We start from the raw sequence: 22,201 nt of genomic DNA on the forward strand, positions 1-22,201 counted from the left end.
ATGTCTTTTGAATCAGAATATGTCTAAGGGTAAATACCGTGTCTGATTTTTCGGTACTGATATCAGTTTATCACAAGGAGTCGCCGGAATTCCTGAGAAGCTGCCTCTCAAGTCTTGGCGAACAGACTCTGCCGGCCTCGGAAATAGTTATTGTGGAAGATGGGCCCATAGGGGATGAACTGAAAGGGGTAATTAACGAATTTTCGGATTCATTGCCTATAGTTTCTCTTCCATTGAAACAGAATGTCGGGCTTGGAGAAGCACTGAATCAGGGTATGGCGGTCTGCAGTCATGATCTCGTGGCCAGAATGGACGCCGATGATTTGTGCACCAGCGATCGATTCGAAAAACAGATCTCCTATCTCGACAAGACTTCAAGCAACATGGCCTTGCTTGGAGGGGCCATTGCCGAGTTCGATTCGGATCCATCCAGTCCCCACTCCTACCGTATCCTCCCTACCGGCCCGGACCAGGTAAGGAAATTCGGCAAAAAGCGCTGTCCCGTTAACCACATGACAGTTGTTTTCAGAAAGGAAGCGATAAAAGCCGTTGGCGGATACAAGACCTTTCTGGGAATGGAAGATTATTACCTTTGGGCAAGATTACTCGCTTCCGGATATGAAATGGATAATCTGGCTGATGTAGTTGTCAAGGCGCGTGTCGGCAATGGAATGATTGCACGTCGGCGGGGATGGCATTACTTCAGACAGGATCTGGCCCTGCAGCGGAAGTTTCAGGAAATAGGTTTTATTGGCTGGCATGATGTCATCATCAATTCGCTGGCTCGCGCGCCCTTTCGTCTATTACCGGTCAAATGGCTTGACTGGTTTTACAAGAATTTCTTGCGCAAGAAAGCAGCATGATCAAGGTCTCCGAAATCAACCACAAAGCCCGAGAGAGCCGCGATACGTCACCCTGGATGCCGAGTAATTTATGAATTGGGAACTTTATTTTTATATAATCATGGTGGGTCTGACGCTCGGCTATACCTTTCTGAACAAAAAGAAATACCTGGTCGTCCTGTCGTTTATCATGAGTTCGGTGCTGCTATGGCTGGTGCGCATGGCAGGACTGGACTACGATATGAATACCTATGCCTCAGCCCTGCATTATGAGTATGTGTTCAGTCTCGAAAACATGTACTTTATCAGGGAGTTTCTGTACTGGTCTGGTGCCAGTTATATTTTTCAATGGGTCCAGGATGAGCAGTTGACCTTCTGGACGATAGATCTGATATGGCTGGCATTGCTGCATATTGCGCTGGGGCGAACACATAATAATATAAACATGCCTCTGTATGCGATACCCTTCATGGTGATTTTCTTTCCCTCGCTGATGGGCTACGAGAATATTTATCGACAGCTTATCGCTTCCATGTTTGTCATTTATGCCTTTTTCGGGACAAGAAGCGTTTATGGAGCAGCGGTTGTTGGTATTCTGGCCTTGTTTATTCATAATGCTTCCATCGTGTATGCCCCGCTGATTTATATTTACAGTGCAACCAAAAATTTCTCGATACCGAAAGTCAGGGTTTCTCACAAGCTGATATTCGGTCTGGTTTACCTGATGGAAATCGGTGGCGTTTATTATGCTTCCCTGGGCGATTCGGCACTGAGCAAGTCCTCCTCGTCAACCGGGCTGAGCCTGAGTTTTGCCTATGGCATTCTCTTTATCGCAATGTTTTTCCTGGCACTTTATCTATCGCATTTTCAGCTGGTAAAGTTCGTGAAAAGACATTTCTATATTGTTTATGCGCTGTTCACTTTCATGCTCTTTGTTCCGGTGCTGGGGCCTGCCCAGGCAGAAAGGATAGGCATGATGTTGCTGGTTCTGGTTACTCCGCTGTTTATTGCCGAACTGGATCGGAGTTTCAGAGAGGATAATTCCAGAATTATTATACGAATGCTATTTGTAATGGTTGGTGCTGCGCCGACATTTCTATTTGGTTCAGCATTCAATTTTCTGCTTACCAGCCAGGGATGAGAAAGGGTTGATGTGATGAAAATTGCCCATATTATTACCAATCTCAAGCTGGGTGGACCATGCAAGGTGATGTCGGAAAATATTTCGCATCTGCCTTCATCGGTAGAGTCCCATGTTTATTATTGCAAGGACCTGGAAGGTTTTGACAACTTTCTGAATGCTCGAAAATTGACCGCCGGCAATTTTCGGGAACTCAGGAACTACGATGTCGTGCACTCACACGGGCTACGTCCTGATGGCATAGCTGCCCTGTCCGCCATCCTGCATAGAAAAACGGTGCATGTCAGTACCATACATAATTACGTGCAGGAAGAGATGCTCAATATTTATGGTGAACGGGCTGCCAGGATCATTTCACCCTTGTGGATCCGGGCCTGGAAACAGCTTGATGCGCTGGCCGTTCTGACGAATGACTCAAAGCGGTATTACGAAAGATGGTTTGAACGGGAAAGCCTGAATGTTATCGGCAATGGCATGGATTTCAGTCTTTCTGACAAGCCCTTGAAGGAAGAAGACAGGAAAAGTGTTGAACGTCTCAGGGAAAAATACAGGATAATCGGGTCCAATTCTCATGTCATAAAGAGAAAAGGCCTTGATCAGGTAATTCGCGCGATAAGGGAGATGCCTGATTACGCACTGGTAGTAGTGGGAGATGGCCCTTATCGTGAAACCCTGGAGCAATTTGCGAAAGAACAGGGCGTAGCGGATCGCTGCCTGTTCCTGGGGTTCAGAAAGAATGCCGTCAATTTTCTGCCATATTACGACCTTTATGTCATGGCGAGTCGGGATGAAGGTTTCGGTCTGGCACTGATAGAAGGGTTGGCATTCGGAATACCCTGTATCTGCTCGGATATACCCAGTTTCAGAGAGATTCTTGATTCAAACTCGGGTTGTTTTTTCGAGCTGGATAATACAGATTCTCTCAGGGAGGCCATTTCGGGTGCCTTTTCCAGAAAAGACGAGCTGGGGGATAACGCTCGTAAACTTTACAGGGAAAAATATACCGGACAGATCATGGCAGACAGGTATTATACTCTGTACCAGAACCTGATTCATCAGAAAGGAAATAAGGGAAAAATTCGATGAGCTACAGCGAATCCTCCCTTGATATTTACGTAGTTATAGACAATATATGCACTGGCGGCGGTATGGAAAGGGTTTGCAGCATCATACTGCCGCTACTTGCCAGAAAGCACCGTGTTACTGTACTGGGCCTGCTGGACGAGTCTCCGCAGCCGGTCTATTCCTTCAGCGGTATCAATATCAAAGCGCTCGGACAGCAGGGACCCACTGGCCAGCTGGGTTACCTGAAGATTCTGAACAGAGCCTTTTCTATCCTGAAGGAAGATCAGCCTGATGCCGTACTGTATCTTACAATGGGGCGTTTGAGCGTATTTGCAGCTCCCTTTATTGCCTGCAATCAGCGCTTTCTCAGGAAAACGAACCATATTGCATGCGAGCATGTGGCCTTTACAAGTCATTCCCCGACAATTCAGAAGCTGAAAAGAGCAGCTTTCAAAAGCTACAATAAGGTGGTCTTCCTCACCGATCGGGATCTTGAAAACTTTTCCGATACTGCAAGGTTTGTTCAAATTCCCAATCCGACGCCTTTCTCGGATATTGCTCTTCCACGGCAGCAACCTGTTAATAAAACAGCGCTTGCCGTAGGCCGACTGACGGCACAGAAGGGATTTGATCTGCTTGTGCCGGCCTGGAAATCCTTCGTGGAAAGCCATCCTGGCTGGAAAGTAGTGATCGTCGGCGAGGGTGAGGACCGCCCCGCGCTTGAAAAAATGATAGCCGATAATGGCCTGCAGGATAGTTGCGTACTGCACGGGCAGAGTCAGGATATTGAATCCTTCTATCGGGAAGCCGACCTGATGCTGATGAGTTCACGCTTCGAGGGGCTGCCGATGTCGCTGATCGAGGCTCAATCATTTGCTTTGCCCATTGTTTCCTTTGATTGTGAAACCGGCCCCCGGGAAATAGTCAATCATGGCAAGGACGGCTATCTTGTGCCGACTTTCGATACATACGCTTTTGCCCAGGCCATCAGCGCTGTGGTTGATGATCCGGATATTTATGCCCGCATGTCCGAAAGCGCAGGGCTTGGTGCCCAGCGCTTTGATCAGGCCCGTATTGTAGAGCAATGGGAATCACTGTGCCTCAAGGCATCCGATGCTCGAAAGTCAGCAAGGTGAATATATGCGGCATCGTGAAAGGTGCCGGCCAATAATTTTCAATTTTCAATCTGCCTGATTCGAGGTCTACCGGTGCGTGTATGTTTTCTTGTCCGTAATATATCGATGCCTTCCGGGATAGAACGGGTTACATCGGTTATCGCCAATAGGCTTGCTGAGCAGGGTGTTGCGGTATCCATTGTCAGCCTCTGGGGTGGGCTGGAGCCTTTCTATCCGAAGCATGAAGCTGTAAGTCTCCATCAGCTTTTTTCCTCGCAGGTGCGATCTGCCAGCAGGTGGGTGGCCATGCTTCGTCGGCTTGGTCGAGTGCCACTGGCTTCCTGGCGCTTGCGTCAGCTGTTGCGTCAGTATCCTCAGGATATTCTGATTGATACGGATTACCTGCTGGGCCAGGTCGCCTTGCCGGCTGTGCCGGGCATGTCTGTCAGACATGTTCACTGGGAGCATTTCAGCTTCAACCTGGATCTTGATAAACCCCACAAGCTTCTGGGCAGGCGCCTGATCGCACGCGCGACCCGGGGGATAGTCACGCTTACTCAGCGAGATCGCGAGTACTGGCTGAAGGGGGCCCGCGTACGGGGCGAAATTGCTGCCATCCCCAACCCGGTGCCGTTTGAAATGCCTGAGACTACCTATCAGCCCGACACCTTTATAGTACTGGCGGTAGGAAGGCTGAATTATCAAAAGGGCTTTGATCGGCTTATTGAGTCCTGGGCCGAGATGAAAAATGAAAAGGGTAATGACGTTTCCCACTGGACCCTGAGGATTCTGGGTGATGGTGAAGAAGAGCACGAGCTGAAGCAGAAAGCCCACCAGCTCGGCGTAAACGACTCCATTGAATTCCTGCCAGCCACGAAGGACGTGGATCATTACTACCGTAACGCTTCCATTCTGGCCATGACCTCCCGCTTCGAGGGCTTTCCCATGGTGCTGCTGGAAGCGCAGTCCTATGGACTGCCCATAGTTGCCTTTGACTGTGATACAGGTCCGGCTGAAATCATATCGGATGGTGAATCAGGTTTTCTGGTCGCTCAGGGAGACACCCATGGCTTCGCACACCAGCTTGCCAGTCTGATTCAGGACAGTGAACTTCGCATGAAGTTCTCGGCAAATGCCCGCGATTCGGTATCCCGGTTCAAGCCGGAAGCCATTGTTGTGCAATGGAACAGGTATCTGGAAAATCTCATGAGTACCAAGTGAGCGTTATTCAATATGAAGAATAGAGACTCACAATCCTGGTTAACCGTTATTATTGCTGCTTATAATGTCCAGGATTATATTGAGCAGTCCCTTCGATCTGTCCTGTCACAGATTGATGAAAGAGTAAGGCTGATCATCGTCAATGATGGCTCCAGGGATGACACCCTGTCGGTTATCGAGCAAACCGTTGCACTTTTTCCGGACAGACAGGATCATGTCCAGATAGTGGATCAGGAAAATGCTGGTCCGAGCGAAGCCCGGAACCGGGCTCTGGATCTGCTGGATACACCCTATGTCACCTTTCTGGATGGTGACGATTTCTGGGCGCAGGAATATTATGCGACCGTGCTTGATCTGGTCGAGGAACCTTTCAGTGAAAGGTATGATCTGCTCGAGTTCAATGCCATGGAGTTCAGGCAAGCTGACGATGGAACTTCTTCCCAGGAGCTTTTGACCTTTAACAGTTTTGAAGATTTTCGCGGCGAGATTACTTCGGAAAAGCTGCGCGAGATAGCCATTAATTCGAAGTGGTATATATGGTCACGTGTTTATCGATCCGCGCTTTTTGAGAAGTTGCGCTTCCCGCGTGGAGAGCGTTACGAAGATCTCTTTCTGACTCCCTTTGTCTATCTCGAGGCAAGAACCGTATCTGCTACCCGGGCGCCGCTGGTGTATTACAGGGTCAATTTCGGTGGAATAGTGACCAATCCGACTCAAAGCGACATAAAGGATATTGAAAGCCATATCCGCAGTCATTTGAAGCACGCTGATGAGTGTGGGAATAATGCCTATAAGTCGTTCCTGGTGTTGGCAGCATGCCAGACTCTGCTTTACTACAAGATTATAACCAATAATTATTATGGCTATACCAGGTCGATCCCTTTGATTCGAGCCTGGGGCAGGGAATTGAAACCCCTTGTAAAGCGCCATCAGGTACAGCTGCCCCTGAAGACCCGGCTTCTTTTCGTTTCTCCGGAGCTTTCCAATTTTTACACCTGGTTGAAGACAAGGCGCTGAGCCTGACCACCAGCAGGAATTTCTACCCCGCCGATGCGGGGTTTTTTGTTTTTGGATAACCGGATCCGCTATCGTAGAGGGATTCGTAAAATGATTGTCATCTACCGGAAAAGACCTGAGAGGAAAAGTATCAATGACAGCACAAGTTTCGCTGGATTCAGTGATTGAAATCGCCAAACGAGCGGGTCAGGCCATCATGACCGTGCGCGAGCGGGATTTTGATGTCGAGGAAAAGGAAGATCACAGCCCTCTGACCGAAGCGGACATGGCCGCTCATGGGGTTATCCGGGATGCATTGCTGCGGTTGACTCCTCAGTGGCCCATCCTGTCCGAAGAGTCCTCGGCAGCAGAGATCGAGCAGCGCGGGCAGTGGTCAACCTACTGGCTCGTGGATCCGCTGGATGGGACCAAGGAGTTCATCCGGCGCAGCGATGAATTCACGGTCAATATTGCCCTGATTCAGGACCATGTACCTGTCATGGGCATCATCCTGGCGCCTGCAAGCGGCATCTGCTGGTATGGCAGCGCGGGCCAGGGGGCCTTCATGGAAATGCAAGGGGAAACCCGGCGCCTGCAGTGCGCTCCTGCCGATCCAGAAGCACAGCTGAGGGTGGTCGGCAGCCGGTCTCACAAGGGGGCCAGTACTGAAGCGCTGGTCGAGCGGCTCAGAGCCAGCGAATGGCAGGGTATCGGCAGCTCACTGAAATTCTGTCTGATTGCCGAAGGACGTGCTGATTTCTACCCCCGGCTTGGCCCAACCAGCGAATGGGACACTGCCGCCGCGCAGCTGGTGCTGGAAGAAGCAGGCGGTAGCGTTCGAGAAATGAATGAGCAGGGCGAGATCGGAGAACGGTTGCGCTACAACACGCGGGATGGCCTGCTCAATCCCTATTTTGCAGCGGCGGCGGTCACGGATGATGTCGAAGCCTTTGTCGGCCTGAGGTGACCCTGCGCAGATAAAAAGTCATCGAAGGGATAAATAACCCCCGTTCACTGCCGATAACCGGGACAACGATGTTGTCATTCGCCCCTATCATGGGGCGGCTCAAGTGAACGGGAGTCTGGAGCATGCCAAGCATTACCTCATTGGGGATCGGGTCGAATCTTGACCTGTCCTCACTGCTGGATAGTCTGAGCGAGGCCGAAAACCAGCGGCTGCAGCCGATTACCAGCAAGCTCAGCAGCTATAATTCCAGGCTGTCGGCCATGGGACAGATCAATAGCGCTGTGAGCAGCCTCAAGGATGCGACCAGTGCCTTGCAATCTCCGGACCTGTTCAGATCTCGTGCGGCTGATAGCAGCAGCGAGTCTGTTGTGGCTTCCGCGAACAGCACGGCAGTGGCAGGGAACTACAATATCGAGGTTTCCCAGCTGGCCCAGGCTGAGACACAGGCGGCTCAGGGGCAGGCGGCGACCGATGTGGCTCTTGGTAGTGGCACCCTGAAAATAACGGTGGGTGATCAATCCACCGAAATCAACCTGGATGAAAGCAATAATACGCTGGCTGGCATCCGGGATGCCATCAATGACTCTGATGCCGGTATCACGGCAAGCATTATCAACGATGGCAGCGAGAAGCCCTATCGACTGGTGCTTTCTTCCAATACAACCGGTACCGAATCGGCCATGACTCTTGGGATGACCGATGGTACTGGCGCTGATGTTACTGCCACTGCGCTCGATGGGCTCTTTGCCAACATGGATACCACGGTTGCTGCACAAAATGCCGAGTTCAGCGTCAACGGTCTAGCGATTACCAGCCAAACCAATACAGTCGAAGAAGCCATTCAGGGCGTTACGCTGACGCTCGATGACATCGGTGCCAGCAAGGTAACCGTTGGCAATGATACCGATGCCATGCGTGGTGCCGTGGAAGATTTTGTCAGTAGTTACAATACCCTGGCTTCCAAGATCGATACCCTGACTGCTTATTCGGCAGAGACCAACCAGAGTGGAGTACTAACTGGCAATTCCACTGTCCGTACGCTGGAAAATCGTCTGCGTGGATTGGTCACCGGGCAGAATGACAATGAAGGGAGTTATCAGTATCTCTCGCAGATTGGTGTGTCCTTTGACAAGGACGGCAAGCTGTCAATTGATGACGATAAACTGGATAAGGCTCTGAGCAAGCCAGATGATGTCAGCAAGCTGCTTGCGGGTGATTCAGGTCTTGCAGGCGTGTTGAATAACTCGATGGATCGAATGCTTAATGACAATGGGCTGATTGCCAGTGCTACCGACGGTCTTCAGAGTACTATTGATAGTCTTAAAGAGCGTCGAGCCGATATGCAGGAAAGTATCGATTCTACTATCGAGTTGTATAGAAAACAGTTCAATGAACTGGACCGCACCATGGCTTCCATCAATTCGACCAGCAATTATCTAAGTCAGCAGTTTGCAGCGATGAGCGGTAGCTCGGAAAGCTAATACGGGGTAGAGCAATCATGTATACAAGACAGGGTGCCCAGGCCTACGCTTCGGTAGGTGTTGAAACCGGCGTCATGAGTGCGTCGCCCCATCAGCTCATCGTGCTGCTTTTCGATGGCGCGCAGGCTGCCTTGCGCAAGGCACGCTGGGCTCAGTCGCAGAATGATATTGCCGCTCGTGGCCAGGCGCTTTCGAAAGCCATCCGGATCATTGATGAAGGCCTCAAGGGCGGCCTTGACCCGGAGAAGGGTGGAGAGCTGGCTGAGCGGCTGTCATCGCTGTATGACTATATGGTTCGACAGCTGATCAGGGCGAATATCCATGGGGATACTGATCGCATGGATGAAGTCGCTCATTTGCTGACGGATATCGGCGATGCGTGGAAATCCATTGGTGAAGGTGCTCCACCTTCCGCGTCACCGATCCGGGCCTGATATGCAAACGCCTTGCAACAGCCTGCTGGAAGCCTTTCGTGACGCCTTGAGCCTCAACCGGGAGATGCTGGAGAGCGCTCATGCCCAGCAATGGGAGAGGCTTATCCAGCTCGAGGATGATTACGTCCGGAGCATTCAGCATATACGCAGGCTGGAAGAGTCGGGCGCCGGGGTGATAAAGGAAGTGTCGAGCGAGTCGGAAAATGAGTGCAGAGAGATTCTGCAGCAGTTGCTCGCCAACAGTCATACCATTCAGCAGCTGCTGGATGCGCGTCAGCAGGAGCTTGGCAAGCTGATGAGCGATGCCGGCAGTCGCCGCCGGCTCGAAAATACCTACGCCAGTATTGATCGCCTGCGATCATAGGATCAGGCCGTGAGCGTCATTTCTCCACTGCTGGATACACTGCTGCATCAGGTGCTCGGTCGTCGCGCCGATCTGGACCGGGTGGCTGCCAGACCGATGCAGCAGCCACTCGGGGCCGTGACCTATACACCGCCACCCAGACACGCCACTTCGGATACTCCGGAAGAGCATCAGACCCCCGCCAATGGGCAATCTCCGGTTCAGCGCCAACGCCCGGCCGTACAGGAGCTACAGTCCGGCGTGCAGGAATTCCGGGCCGCCGAGCAGGGTGTTAATGCCTCCACGCGTCAGCATTTCAGTCCGGAAGCCCGGACCATTGCTGCCATACTGGCGCGCTTTCCGACCAGAGAACCCATGGTTCAGGGGGCGGCCCCCCTGATTTCGGACGCTCGATTACCGACCATCGGCCTGCTGGCTCATGCGCTGGGACGTGAAGTAGCCTTGAGTGGCCTTTTCTATGAGGCGCATCTGGCCCGGTGGACGCAAGGACGCCTTGATCGACAAGGCTTGCAGCATGAGCCACAGAGCGCTCTGATGGCAATGTCGAAGGACTCGCCTAAGGCAGGAAATGGCCAGGAGGAGTCGCTCAACCGCTCAGCGACCTCGGCTGCCGGCACTGCCGGCACGATCGTTCATCATGACGCTCAGTCACTTTTACGCCAGCAGCTGGAGCTGATGGCCAGCGGCATCTTTCGGTGGAATGGTGAAGTCTGGCCGGATGTGCCCATGCAGTGGGAGATCGAAGAGCAGCAGCAGGGGAGGGGCGATGAGAGTCCATCCTCCTGGTCGACGCGGCTTTACCTTGAAATGCCCGTTCTGGGCCCGATCGAGTTCCGCCTCACGCTGACCGGACAGCATCTTCAGGTCAGAGGCATCAATCTGTCTTCCGATACGGCTCAGCGTCTGGAAGAGGGGGGCGAGTCACTCCAGCAGCGCCTGACGGATGCCGGCTTTTCGACGACACTGCCCTCCTTTACCAGAGGAGAGGATCACTGATGGCTGGCAATGATGACAGTCGCGATACCTCGGCTGGTGAAGAGTCGCGTCGTTCGGCAGTCGCCATCGCCTATTCGGATCAGGATGCAGCACCACGCGTCGTAGCAAAGGGTTATGGGCTCACTGCAGAACGTATTATCGAACAGGCAAACGCACACGGTCTCTATGTTCATCAGTCGCGTGAGCTGGTGCAGCTATTGATGCCGCTTGATCTGGATGAGCGGATACCTGCAGCGCTTTACCTGGCCATCGCCGAGTTGCTGGCCTGGGTTTACGAGATGGACCAGAAGAATGACAGCCCTGAGCATGGCCATTCTGGACCTGTCGGATGATTTCCGATTACCGACTTGATGCCTTGATGGCTGAACGGGTCTGGTTTGTTGGCAAGCCATGCCTTGTACCTTTCTTACTCCTTCCTTAAGTATTCACGAACGAGTCTCATACACTTTCTGTATGAATGAAACTCATTGGAACTCCCCCTGAGAAGCTTTTTTCCGAGCAAGAGTTAATGAATAACCTTTTGTAATTGAAGGGCTATTTTTATCCATTGCGCTTTCCCCGACCAGTTCTGCATGAAAAATATGCCATTTTGCCTACCAGCACATCTGCCAGGCTGGAAATAAATTCAGTTTGGCTTTTGCAAAAAGGTTTGTAAGCGTAAAGTATGAGTGTCATGATGTACTCGTAACGCAAGGTAACTGAACAGTTGTAATGGGTTTCAATGATGGAATCGGGATTACAGTCAGCCAGATGGTCAACGATCCCGGTAGCCGGTAGCAGGGGGTGAAAGTGACGCTCCGGCTGATTTCCGACTCAAACATGATATAACTCGAATGGGGAAACGCAGGCATGACCAGTAACGATAACCTGTTGGAAGATATCCGGAACGTGAATCTGTCCTATCTGCTACTGGTGCAGCGCTTGATCAACGAAGACAGGGCGCTGGCGATGTTCAGGCTGAAGCTCAGTGAGCAGATGGCGGATGCTCTTGGAGCGCTGCCCATTTCCGAACTGGCCAGACTGGCCAATACCAACCAGCTGCTCTGTCATTTTTCCCTGACCGACCCCGATATGCTGGCCACACTGACCGGCAGCTCACGCGATCAGGATCTGCAGCGTACACATGCCGCCATTCTGCTGGCCGGCCAGCAGGTCGAAAATGAAGATGACAACCAGCCGGTTCGCCTGATGGCCGGGGGACAGCGAAGTGGCGGATAAGAGCGTTGTCAGTGAGTTGCATCAGATCCAGCTGGCCATCGAACTGATCGAACTCGGCGCTCGGCTTCAGGTGCTGGAAACCGAAACCGATATTTCCCGGGGCCGGCTGATCAGGCTCTACAAGGAGATTCGTGGCGCTTCTCCGCCCAAGGGGATGCTGCCTTTTTCGACCGACTGGTTCATTACCTGGCTACCCAATATCCATTCATCGCTTTTTTACAATATCTACCGCTACCTGCTCGAGCAGGGTGGTTGCGAGCGAATGGAGGGGATCATCAAGGCCTATCGGCTTTATCTCGAGCAGGTTTCCATGCTCGAAGAGGGCGAACCGGTGCTCGGCCTTACGCGTGCCTGGACCCTGATCCGGTTCTTTGAAAGCGACATGATGCAGCTTTCCACCTGTCAGCGATGTGGTGGCCATTTTGTCGCTCATGCCCATAGTCTGGACCACGATTTTGTCTGTGGTATCTGTCAGCCGCCCTCCAGGGCCGGCAAGACACGTCGTGCGGCAGAGCGTGAAAAGCTGCGTCGTGTCCAGAGTGGTTCTGCCTCCAGCTGAAGACGGTGTTCCCCGGTCGAGTAGCGTCTTCAGCCTTGTCCTTCCCTGCTCAATCTTTGTCGAACCTACCCTCAAGCCCCGTCCCGTCATGCCGATGATAGGGGCATGAAGGCATCAGCTAGGGGCTCCTCTCGTGCTCATCTTGATTGGTTATATTGCGGTTATCGGTTCGGTTCTGGGTGGTTATCTGACTGTCGGTGGGCATCTGGGCGTACTCTGGCAGCCGGCCGAAATCATCATTATTGTCGGCGCGGCAATCGGTGCCTTTGTAGCCGCCAATAACGGCAAGGGCATCAAGGCGACCATCAAGGTCTTTCCGCGCCTGCGCCAATCCGGCAAATACAACAAGACCATGTTCATGAACCTGATGGGACTGCTGTATCAGCTGCTGGCGAAGGGGCGTTCGGAAGGCATGATGGCGCTCGAACGGGATATCGATAATCCCGAAGAAAGCCCGCTCTTTGCCGAATATCCCATGCTGCGCTCCGATCCGCTGCTGATGGAGTTTCTGACCGACTATCTGCGCCTGATGATCAGCGGCAACATGGATGCCTTTGAAATCGAGGCGCTCATGGATCACGAGATCGAAACCTTCAAGCATGAGGCCGAAATTCCGGTTCACACCCTGAGCTCGGTGGGCGATGGTCTGCCGGCCTTCGGTATCGTGGCTGCCGTGATGGGGGTCGTGCACGCCCTGGGCGCGCCTGATCTGGCCCCCGAGCAGCTGGGGCCGCTGATTGCGAATGCCATGGTCGGCACCTTCCTCGGCATTCTGCTGGCCTATGGCTTCGTGACCCCGCTTTCGTCACGTATCAAGCATCAGGTGGCCGAAGTGGAAAAGATGCTGCAGTGCATCAAGGTGACCCTGCTGGCCAATCTGAACGGCTATGCCCCGCCGATTTCCGTCGAGTTCGGTCGCAAGGCCCTGTTCTCCAGCGAGCGTCCGAGCTTTAACGAGCTGGAAGAGCATGTCCGGTCGGTACGTTCCCAGCCTGCAGGTGGCAGGTAAAGCGCCATGAGCCAGCACCGACGCCCTATCGTCGTTCGTCGCAAAAAGGTCGAAGAGCACGGTTCCCATGGCAGCTGGAAGATCGCCTATGCGGATTTCATGACCGCCATGATGGCCTTCTTTCTGGTGATGTGGCTGCTTTCCGGTACCAGCAAGAGCGAACTCGAGCACGTCAGCGAATATTTTCGTACACCACTCAAGGTGGCGCTTGCCGGTGGTGATAGAAATACGGCAAGCGACAGTGCCATCCCGGGTGGGGGTGATGATGTCATCCATTCGGATGGTGAAGTGGCCAGGACGGTTCTGCAACCGGCCAACTATCAGTCTGATCGCTCGCTGCGTCGACTCAAGGCACGGCTTGAAAATCTGATTCGCGAGGACCCGGCACTTCAGGCCTTGCGCTCACAGCTCAAGCTGGAGCTGACGCCCGAGGGGCTGCGTATCCAGATCATCGACAGCCGGAAGCGACCGATGTTCGAACTGGGCAGCGCCAGAATCCAGCCCTACATGCGCGAGGCTCTGGAGCATATTGCTCCGCTGCTCAATGAACTGCCCAACGGCATTACGCTGGCCGGTCACACCGACGATCTGCCCTATGCCTCGGGAGAGAGTGGCTACAGCAACTGGGAGCTGTCGAGTGATCGTGCCAATGCTTCCCGGCGGGCGCTGATTGCCGGCGGACTGGATGGCAAGAAGTTGCTGCGAGTGATCGGGATGGCCGACACGATGAATCTCGACCCTCATCCGGACGCTCCGATCAATCGTCGGATCAGTATTCTGGTGCTCAATCAGCAGGCTCAGCAGCAGCTCGAGCAGCAGAACGCTTCGCCGGGAGTTCCGGCACGCATCAACGCCAGCGATGCACCTTCGACCCTGGAAGACATGCTGGATGACAGACCGGTATCGGCTGAAGAGTCCTCCGACACGCCGGCAGCCCCCTGACCACGACTGGAATGGGGTAACTGTTCGTACCTCGTTTCGGCAGAGGCCGTAAAAGGCAGGTAACCATGAGCATTGATATTACCGAGTTCTATCAGACCTTTTTTGAAGAGGCCGCGGAGCTGCTCGCAGAGATGGAGCAGCAGCTGCTGGCACTGGATCCGGATGAGCCCGATACCGAACAGCTGCACGCCATCTTTCGGGCAGCGCATTCCATCAAGGGGGGCGCCGGTACCTTCGGCTTTACCGTATTGCAGGAGACCACGCACCTGCTCGAGAACCTTCTCGACCGGGCGCGACACGGTGATCTGCAACTGGACCGGGCGACGATCGACATCTTTCTGGAAACCAAGGATATGCTGAGCGACCAGCTGGAGGCTTACCGTCAACAGACCGAGCCGGATGCCGAAGCATTCGCACGAATCTGCCAGGTGCTCAAGACGCTGGCCGAGGAAGGGAGCGAGCAGGCGGCGGTCGCTGCAGCGGCAGACAACGGCGAGGTGTCCGCTCACGCTGCCGAGGCGCCGCAGGGTGGGAGCGAGAGCGAGCCCGGTCAGCCCGAAGGCCTGCAGCTGATCCTGCACAAGGTGCCGGCCGAATCGGCCGATGCCCTGCTCGAAGAGCTGGCGCTGTTCGGCGAAATCAGTGAGCAGAAGCGTGACGGCGAGACGCTGAGGGTCATGCTGGCCACTCAGAACAGCGGCGATGATGTACGTGCCGTGCTGGGCTTCGTGCTCAATGAGGACCAGATCGAGATTCAGCCGATTCAGGCTGATGCCGCCGCTGACAGTGAATTGGCACCAGCCGTGCAGAGTGAAGAGGTTGCCGCATCGGCAGCCGCGGCGTCTTCCGCCGAGCCGGCAGGGGCAAACGCAGCCCGGCCGGATACCGGAGCCGCGGAAGGTGGCACCAGGGGTGCTGATGCCAAGGGAGGCGAGAAGCCTCGTCCGGCGCCACGGGCCGGTGCCAGTGAATCGAGCTCGCTGCGGGTCTCGATCGAAAAGATCGATCAGATCATCAATCTGGTCGGCGAACTGGTGATTACCCAGTCGATGCTCGAGCAGGGCGCCGGCGAACTGGATCCGGTGGTGCATGGCAAGCTGATGAGCGGCATGAACCAGCTGCAGCGCAATGCCCGCGATCTGCAGGAGGCTGTCATGTCGGTGCGCATGATGCCGATGGATTACGTCTTCAGCCGCTTTCCGCGACTGGTACGGGATCTGGCTGCCAAGCTGGGCAAGGAGGTCGAGCTGGAAACGGTCGGCAAGTCGACCGAGCTCGACAAGAGCCTGATCGAGCGCATCATCGATCCGCTGACGCACCTGGTGCGCAACAGCCTTGACCACGGCATCGAGTCTCCCGAGAAGCGTGCCGCGGCCGGCAAGCCGACAGCCGGCAGGCTGACGCTGGCGGCCCAGCATCAGGGCGGCAATATCCTGATCGAGATCAGCGACGATGGGGCCGGCCTGAGCCGCGACCGCATCCTGGCCAAGGCTGCCCAGAGCGGTCTTTCGGTATCGGAGAGCATGAGCGACGACGAGGTCTGGCAGCTGATCTTCGCGCCCGGCTTTTCGACGGCCGATCAGGTCACCGATGTATCAGGCCGCGGCGTGGGCATGGATGTGGTCAAGCGCAACATTCAGCAGATGGGCGGTCATGTCGATATTGTCTCCAACCCCGGTCAGGGCACCAGTATCCGGATCGTGCTGCCACTGACACTGGCCATTCTGGACGGCATGTCGGTGCGGGTCGGCGATGAAATCTACATTCTGCCGCTGAGCGCGATCATGGAGTCCATGCAGGTCAGCGAGGAGCACATCAATACCGTCACCGGCAGCGAGCGGCTGCTGTTTGTGCGGGGCGAATATCTGCCGCTGGTCGAACTGCACCGGGTGTTCGATATTCCGGGCGCCGAACAGGACGTGACACGAGGCATCGTGATCATCGTTCAGAGCGAAGGGCGTCATTTCGGGTTACTGGTCGATCAGTTGATCGGTCAGCACCAGGTCGTGGTCAAGAATCTGGAGACCAACTACCGCAAGGTCAACGGAGTCTCCGCGGCCACCATACTGGGTGACGGCAGCGTCGCCCTGATTCTGGATATTCCGGCTCTGTCGAGAACCACGCGCGATCGTGAGAAAGCGCGTCTGCAGGCCAACGTCAACAGGGGAGAAACGGCATGATGGACGCCGCTGCACGCGACCTGCAGAAGGTCGATAACGAAGGTCATGAGTTTCTGGTCTTTCGACTGGGAGACGAAGAGTACGGCATCGATATCCTGAAGGTGCAGGAAATCCGCGGCTATGAAGGGGTGACCCGAATTGCCAATGCCCCCGATTTCATCAAGGGGGTGACCAATCTGCGCGGGGTCATCGTGCCGATCGTGGATCTGCGCCTGCGCTTTGACATCGGTAGTGCCGAATACACGGCGCAGACCGTCGTGATTGTTCTCAATATCGGCCATCGCGTGGTCGGCATCGTGGTAGACGGGGTCTCCGATGTCCTGACCCTGACGAGTGAGCAGATCAAGCCGGCACCGGAATTCGGGTCCTCGCTCTCCACCCAGTACCTGACCGGTCTGGGCAGTGTCGAGGAGCGCATGCTGATTCTGGTGGATATCGAAAAACTGATGAGCAGCGAGGAGATGGCGCTGGTGGACGAGGTGGTCTGAAGCGCCACGATCACCCCCCGGCATCATTTTCGCTTCAGCGCCGGCCCTCCTGGGCCGGCGTTTTGTTGTGTGACCGGGGCCCGATTCGCCGGAGTGCTTCAAGTGACAGGTTGCCGGTGACGTTAAAGCGGTAGAGGCCCCTGCTGGTGGATAGTGCATGGGGCTGATTCCAGAGCACCACCAGGGTGCCTGTCCGAAGCCGGAAATCGGGAACAAGCCATGCGACACAACCACCCTGTCACGCAGCAGGAATATGAACTTGAAGAGCACCAGTATCTGATCTCCCAGACGGATCCGGAAGGCAACATCGTGTTTGCCAATCCGGATTTCGTGGCTGTCAGCGGTTTTGACTGGCAGGAGCTGATGGGATCGCCTCATAACATGGTGCGTCATCCCGATATGCCGCCCGAGGCCTTTGCCGATTTCTGGAAAACCATCCGCGATGGCCACACCTGGACCGGGCTGGTCAAGAATCGCCGCAAGAACGGCGATCACTACTGGGTTCACGCCACGGTGACACCCATCTTCGAAGCCGGTCGCATCGCGGGTTACGCCTCGGTCCGGATGCGGCCGGATGACCGGGATAAACAGCTGGCCGAAACGGTCTATGCCCGCATGCGCGCGGGTCAGAAACCGCGTGCTCACCTGGTCAGGGGCGTCATTCACTCGCACGCACCGAAGGCGCGCCTCGCGCGTCTGACCCGGCTGACGGTAGGGCGTCGGCTGGCACTGCTGATCGCCGTGGCGGCGCTGGGCATGACCGGTCTGACCCTGGCCGGCGGCTTCGCCCTGCACAGCATGTATGAAGCCGGTCAGCAGATCGCCGAGCGCGGTCTGGCCCAGACCGGACGTCTGCAGTCGATCGATCAGCGCCTGAGCCGGTACGGCAATCTCATCAATGACGCCATGGGCAAGGCCAATGGTGCCGATGTCGAAGCGCTCGAGTCTGATCTGACTGATGCAGGCGCGGATATGCGCGCGCTGTGGCAGCGCTATCTCGAGCACGGGGTCGAGGCGGGATCGGAGAGTCGCCGGCAGATGGATGCCCTGCTGAATCAGTTCCTGACCAGTGATATCCCCACGATGCTTGCCAGCATGGAAAAGGGCAGCTATTTCGCCGCCATTTCGCAGTGGCGTACCCGCACCCAGCCCCGGATCGAACAGCTTCACGGCCTGGTCAACGATCTGGTGGAGGAAGCCCGGCAGACTGCAATGACCACGCAACAGCGCGCCGACGAAAGCTATCAGCTGGCCCTGTGGGGCATGGTCGGGCTGGCCGGTGGCGTGCTGCTGATATTGCTGATCGGCGGGCTGCTGGTGACCCGTGGCATCGTGCAGCCGTTACGGGCAACGCTGGATCTGTCGCGCCAGATCGCAGCCGGCAATCTGAGCGCCGAGCTCGATACGAGTCGCCAGGATGAGTTCGGTCGCATGATGAATGCCCTGAATGCCATGCGGCGCAGCCTGATCAGTATCGTCGAGGATGTGAAACAGGGCGTCGAGGTGGTCACCCCGGCTACGGCGGACATCGCCAGTGGCAATGCCGATCTGTCGCGCAGGACGGAGGAGCAGGCAGCCGCGCTCGAGCAGACCGCCAGCAGCATGGAGGAGCTCAATTCCACCGTGGCCCAGGGCTCGGAGAGTGCTGCCGATGCATCCCGGCTGGCCGGTGAGGCGTCAGGCGTTGCCGAGCGAGGCGGCCAGCAGGTCGGCCACGTGGTCTCCACCATGGAGGAGATCAGCGAGGCTTCGACACGCATCACCAATATTGTCGGCATGATCGATGATATTGCCTTCCAGACCAATATTCTCGCGCTCAATGCCTCGGTCGAAGCGGCTCGCGCCGGAGAGCAGGGACGCGGCTTTGCCGTGGTGGCCGGCGAAGTGCGGGCTCTGGCTGGTCGCAGCGCCGAGGCCGCCCGCGAGATCAAGTCCCTGATCACGACTTCCAGCGAGCGCGTCGAGGCCGGTAGCGCACTGGTAGCGCAGACACGCCAGACCATGGACGAAATCGTGGCCTCGATCCATCGGGTCAGCACGCTGATGGGAGAAGTTTCCCATGCTGCCGTGGAACAGCGCAGTGGCATCGAGCAGGTCACCGAAGCGGTGAATCGCATGGATCAGATGACCCAGCAGAATGCCGCTCTGGTCGAGCAGTCCGCGGCCTCGGCCAATGCGTTGAGTCAGCAGGCAGAAGGTCTTCGCAGCGCGATTTCGATTTTCCGCATCAAGAATGTGTCGCACGCGCCGATAACCGGATCGTCATCCGGATACCGCCAGGCGCGTTCGCCTGAATCGACTGCCGCAGGGTCAGCCCGGCCTGCGAAGGAGACCGGTAAGCGGTCGGCATCGGAAAGCGGGCAGTCGCAGGAAAAGCATGCTGGCAATCCTGCGACAGGGGGCAACAATTCGGTCGCCCGGGAACAGCGGAATCGGTCGGAAGGCGTGATGACCCGTAATGTACAGCATGGGGCTGCCGGTACGGTCGCCGAGGATGAATGGGAGACCTTCTGAGAAGAGGGTCCGGCTTACACTGCGGTTGTCGCGAACAAGAGGATACGGCTGTGGCAGAGACTGCAGAGCATCGCGAACTTACCTTTACCGACGCGGACTTCGAGAAGGTGCGTCAGCTGATCCATCAGCGTGCCGGTATCGCCCTGGCAGTACACAAGCGTGAAATGGTCTACAGCCGCCTTGCTCGCCGGTTGCGTGCCCTGGGGCACAGGAGTTTCAAGCAGTACCTCCAGGCGCTCGAGCACCAGGGGGAAAAGGGGATGGAGTGGGAGCATTTCGTCAATGCGCTGACCACCAATCTGACCTCCTTCTTTCGTGAGGCGCATCACTTCCCGCTGCTGGCCGAGCATGTGCGCAATCGCTCCGAGCCGGTACGGGTCTGGTGCTGCGCGGCGTCTACCGGTGAAGAGCCCTGGTCTTTGGCGATCACGCTGAGTGAGGCGCTGGGCAGCCGTGCCAGCAGCGCCAGCATCATCGCCACCGATATCGATACCCGTGCACTCGAAGTCGCTCGCCAGGGCATCTATCCGATGAATCAGATCGAACGGCTCAGCGAGCAGCAGCGCAAGAGCCACTTTCAGCGCGGTACCGGCGCCCGCAGCGGCATGGCGCGAGTCAATGCCGGGCTCAGGGCGATGGTGGAGTTCCGGGCGCTCAACCTGCTCGAACAGGGCTGGGGGCTGGAGGGGCAGTTCGATGCCATCTTCTGTCGCAACATCATGATCTATTTCGACAAGCCGACGCAGAAGCGGCTGCTGGAACGTTTCGTGCCGCTGCTGAAGGCGGACGGCCTGCTGTTCGCGGGCCATTCGGAGAATTTCACCTACCTCACGGACGCCTTTCGCCTGAGGGGGCATACCGTCTACGAGCAGGCTTCCCAGCGGCGGATGGCATCATGAAGACCATGTCCGAATGTGTGGCGACGCATCGCTACGTCGATCGCGACACCGGTCTGGCAGCCATCAAGCTGTTGCCCTGTGAATACTTCGTGACCCGTTTCGAGGGGGAAGGCACGGCTCAGCCCCGGGGCCGGCAGCAGGAGAGCATCGGTCTGCTGTCGACCGTGCTGGGCTCCTGTGTCTCGGCCTGTCTGCGGGATCCGGTAGCAGGGGTGGCAGGCATGAATCACTACATGCTGCCCTGGACCCATCAGGCGTGTGACCCCCGCCACGGTTTGCGTTATGGCAACCACGCCATGGCCGTACTGATCGAAGCCATGGAGCGGCAGGGGGCGCGCCGGGAGCGAATGGAAGCCAAGGTAACCGGTGGTGGCCGGGTCATGTCGGGCAGTGCTGCCCGCGTGGGCGATGCCAATGCCGACTATGTCATTCAATCCCTGGCCGAGCATGGCATCAGCCTGCTGGCCCGGGATCTGGGAGGACCCTCGGCGAGGCGAGTTCATTACCTGCCCGCCAGCGGTCGGATGCTGGTACGCAAGCTGGGCGCCCAGGAGGGTGCCGAGCGGGTGCGTCAGCAGGAGAGCCGGCTGATTGCCGAGCTGCCATCGCGTGAACTGCCTCGGGAGATCCGGGCGCTCATGCCTGATGTGAAGGAGTGCAGAACATGACCAACAGGATTCGGGTGCTGTGCATTGATGACTCGGCACTGATTCGAGCCCTGATCAGCGAGATCATCAACAGCCAGCCGGATATGGAGGTGGTGGCCACGGCCCCGGACCCGCTGATCGCCCGGGAACTGATCAAGCAGCACAATCCGGATGTACTGACGCTGGATGTCGAAATGCCGCGCATGGATGGGCTGGACTTCCTCGAGCGTCTGATGCGGCTGCGTCCCACGCCGGTGGTGATGATTTCCTCGCTCACCGAGCGGGGCTCCGAGATTACCATGCGGGCGCTGGAGCTGGGGGCAGTGGATTTTGTCAGCAAGCCGAAGCTGGGCATCCGCGACGGCATGATCGAGTATACCGAGCTGATCGCCGACAAGATCCGGGCAGCGGCCCGGGCACGGCTCAAGAAACCGGTGACACCCCAGGCGCCGACGACGACGGTTCGCGCCCCCATGACCTCCAGCGAAAAGCTGCTGATCGTGGGCGCTTCGACCGGTGGCACCGAGGCGATTCGTGAACTGCTGATGCCGCTTCCGCCGGATGCGCCTGCCGTGCTGATCACCCAGCACATGCCGTCCGGATTTACCCGCTCCTTCGCCGAGCGTCTCAATACGCTGTGCCGCATCAGCGTGCGTGAAGCGGTACATGGCGAGCGGGTACTGCCCGGACATGCCTATATCGCCCCGGGGGGCGAGCGTCATCTCAGACTCGGCCGCAGCGGTGCCAACTATGTCATCGAGCTGGAAGAGGGCCCCCCGGTCAATCGGCATCGGCCGTCGGTCGATGTGCTGTTCGAGAGCGCCGCACGCCACGCCGGCCGCAATGCCATCGGCGTGCTGCTGACCGGCATGGGGCGTGATGGTGCCCAGGGGCTGAAACAGATGCGCGATGCCGGTGCTCACACCCTGGCGCAGGATGAAGCGACCTGTGTGGTCTTCGGCATGCCGCGCGAAGCGATAGCGCTGGGTGGTGCCTGCGAGGTAGTCCCCATCCAATCGATGTGCGAACACGCCATGGCAGTCATGGCCAGCAGCCATCGACAAAGCCTTCGTGTCTGATCTCCCGGGCACGATCAGTGATTCAACGGGGCGCCCGGCGCCCG

The 22,201-nt window shown here is 56.4% G+C and carries 22 protein-coding genes; all 22 read left to right on the forward strand.

What is annotated here, in order from left to right; genetic code table 11:
• The first annotated feature begins 38 nt into the window (after positions 1 to 38).
• The 22 genes from C7446_RS04920 (at position 39) to C7446_RS05025 (ending at position 22,157) form a co-directional block, all read left to right on the forward strand.
• Entirely contained in the window at positions 39 to 863 is an 825-nt protein-coding gene (locus tag C7446_RS04920; RefSeq protein WP_170150004.1) for a glycosyltransferase, read from the forward strand.
• Positions 864 to 933: 70 nt separating this feature from the next.
• Positions 934 to 1,983, forward strand: coding sequence for an EpsG family protein (locus tag C7446_RS04925; protein WP_121171902.1), 1,050 nt, complete (start codon positions 934 to 936; stop codon positions 1,981 to 1,983).
• Between the two features lie 15 nt (positions 1,984 to 1,998).
• Positions 1,999 to 3,069, forward strand: a complete 1,071-nt coding sequence (locus C7446_RS04930; protein WP_121171904.1) for a glycosyltransferase — start codon at positions 1,999 to 2,001, stop codon at positions 3,067 to 3,069.
• Positions 3,066 to 4,184, forward strand: coding sequence for a glycosyltransferase family 4 protein (locus C7446_RS04935; RefSeq protein ID WP_121171906.1), 1,119 nt, complete (start codon positions 3,066 to 3,068; stop codon positions 4,182 to 4,184). The genes C7446_RS04930 and C7446_RS04935 overlap by 4 nt, the downstream gene beginning before the upstream one ends.
• A 105-nt stretch (positions 4,185 to 4,289) precedes the next feature.
• The gene (locus C7446_RS04940) at positions 4,290 to 5,384 is read left to right on the forward strand and encodes a glycosyltransferase family 4 protein (protein WP_121171908.1); all 1,095 of its coding nucleotides are present in this window, start codon (positions 4,290 to 4,292) and stop codon (positions 5,382 to 5,384) included.
• A 12-nt stretch (positions 5,385 to 5,396) separates the two neighbouring features.
• The gene (locus C7446_RS04945; RefSeq protein WP_121171910.1) at positions 5,397 to 6,401 is read left to right on the forward strand and encodes a glycosyltransferase family 2 protein; all 1,005 of its coding nucleotides are present in this window, start codon (positions 5,397 to 5,399) and stop codon (positions 6,399 to 6,401) included.
• A gap of 94 nt (positions 6,402 to 6,495) precedes the next feature.
• Positions 6,496 to 7,347 (forward strand): 3'(2'),5'-bisphosphate nucleotidase CysQ, encoded by an 852-nt coding sequence (gene cysQ / locus C7446_RS04950; protein WP_245977698.1) that lies wholly within the window; start codon positions 6,496 to 6,498, stop codon positions 7,345 to 7,347.
• A 122-nt stretch (positions 7,348 to 7,469) separates the two neighbouring features.
• Positions 7,470 to 8,828 (forward strand): flagellar filament capping protein FliD, encoded by a 1,359-nt coding sequence (gene fliD / locus C7446_RS04955; RefSeq protein ID WP_121171914.1) that lies wholly within the window; start codon positions 7,470 to 7,472, stop codon positions 8,826 to 8,828.
• A gap of 17 nt (positions 8,829 to 8,845) precedes the next feature.
• A complete protein-coding gene (gene fliS / locus C7446_RS04960; RefSeq protein ID WP_121171916.1) occupies positions 8,846 to 9,262 on the forward strand; it encodes a flagellar export chaperone FliS in 417 nt (138 codons plus the stop codon).
• A gap of 1 nt (position 9,263) precedes the next feature.
• Complete coding sequence (gene fliT, locus C7446_RS04965) at positions 9,264 to 9,626, forward strand: flagellar protein FliT (RefSeq protein ID WP_170150005.1); 363 nt, start codon at positions 9,264 to 9,266, stop codon at positions 9,624 to 9,626.
• 9 nt (positions 9,627 to 9,635) lie between these two features.
• On the forward strand, positions 9,636 to 10,622 hold the full coding sequence (gene fliK / locus C7446_RS04970; protein ID WP_121171921.1) for a flagellar hook-length control protein FliK: 987 nt from the start codon (positions 9,636 to 9,638) through the stop codon (positions 10,620 to 10,622).
• A complete protein-coding gene (locus tag C7446_RS04975; protein ID WP_121171923.1) occupies positions 10,622 to 10,954 on the forward strand; it encodes an EscU/YscU/HrcU family type III secretion system export apparatus switch protein in 333 nt (110 codons plus the stop codon). Before fliK ends, C7446_RS04975 begins: the two co-directional genes overlap by 1 nt.
• A gap of 517 nt (positions 10,955 to 11,471) precedes the next feature.
• Entirely contained in the window at positions 11,472 to 11,840 is a 369-nt protein-coding gene (gene flhD / locus C7446_RS04980) for a flagellar transcriptional regulator FlhD (RefSeq protein WP_121171924.1), read from the forward strand.
• A complete protein-coding gene (flhC, locus tag C7446_RS04985; protein ID WP_121171925.1) occupies positions 11,830 to 12,399 on the forward strand; it encodes a flagellar transcriptional regulator FlhC in 570 nt (189 codons plus the stop codon). Before flhD ends, flhC begins: the two co-directional genes overlap by 11 nt.
• A 133-nt stretch (positions 12,400 to 12,532) precedes the next feature.
• Complete coding sequence (motA, locus tag C7446_RS04990; protein WP_121171927.1) at positions 12,533 to 13,408, forward strand: flagellar motor stator protein MotA; 876 nt, start codon at positions 12,533 to 12,535, stop codon at positions 13,406 to 13,408.
• 6 nt (positions 13,409 to 13,414) lie between these two features.
• Positions 13,415 to 14,350 carry a flagellar motor protein MotB gene (gene motB, locus C7446_RS04995; protein ID WP_121171929.1) on the forward strand — a complete coding sequence of 312 codons (936 nt, stop codon included), beginning with the start codon at positions 13,415 to 13,417 and terminating at the stop codon, positions 14,348 to 14,350.
• Positions 14,351 to 14,415: 65 nt separating this feature from the next.
• On the forward strand, positions 14,416 to 16,530 hold the full coding sequence (cheA, locus tag C7446_RS05000) for a chemotaxis protein CheA (RefSeq protein ID WP_170150006.1): 2,115 nt from the start codon (positions 14,416 to 14,418) through the stop codon (positions 16,528 to 16,530).
• A complete protein-coding gene (cheW, locus tag C7446_RS05005; protein WP_121172339.1) occupies positions 16,530 to 17,018 on the forward strand; it encodes a chemotaxis protein CheW in 489 nt (162 codons plus the stop codon). Before cheA ends, cheW begins: the two co-directional genes overlap by 1 nt.
• Positions 17,019 to 17,237: 219 nt before the next feature.
• Complete coding sequence (locus C7446_RS05010; protein ID WP_121171931.1) at positions 17,238 to 19,532, forward strand: methyl-accepting chemotaxis protein; 2,295 nt, start codon at positions 17,238 to 17,240, stop codon at positions 19,530 to 19,532.
• A gap of 50 nt (positions 19,533 to 19,582) precedes the next feature.
• Complete coding sequence (locus tag C7446_RS05015; RefSeq protein WP_245977702.1) at positions 19,583 to 20,431, forward strand: CheR family methyltransferase; 849 nt, start codon at positions 19,583 to 19,585, stop codon at positions 20,429 to 20,431.
• Positions 20,428 to 21,099 carry a chemoreceptor glutamine deamidase CheD gene (locus C7446_RS05020; protein ID WP_121171935.1) on the forward strand — a complete coding sequence of 224 codons (672 nt, stop codon included), beginning with the start codon at positions 20,428 to 20,430 and terminating at the stop codon, positions 21,097 to 21,099. Before C7446_RS05015 ends, C7446_RS05020 begins: the two co-directional genes overlap by 4 nt.
• Positions 21,096 to 22,157, forward strand: coding sequence for a protein-glutamate methylesterase/protein-glutamine glutaminase (locus C7446_RS05025; protein ID WP_121171937.1), 1,062 nt, complete (start codon positions 21,096 to 21,098; stop codon positions 22,155 to 22,157). The genes C7446_RS05020 and C7446_RS05025 overlap by 4 nt, the downstream gene beginning before the upstream one ends.
• Positions 22,158 to 22,201: the final 44 nt, after the last annotated feature.

This window comes from Kushneria sinocarnis, from assembly GCF_003633775.1.
Lineage (GTDB): Bacteria > Pseudomonadota > Gammaproteobacteria > Pseudomonadales > Halomonadaceae > Kushneria > Kushneria sinocarnis.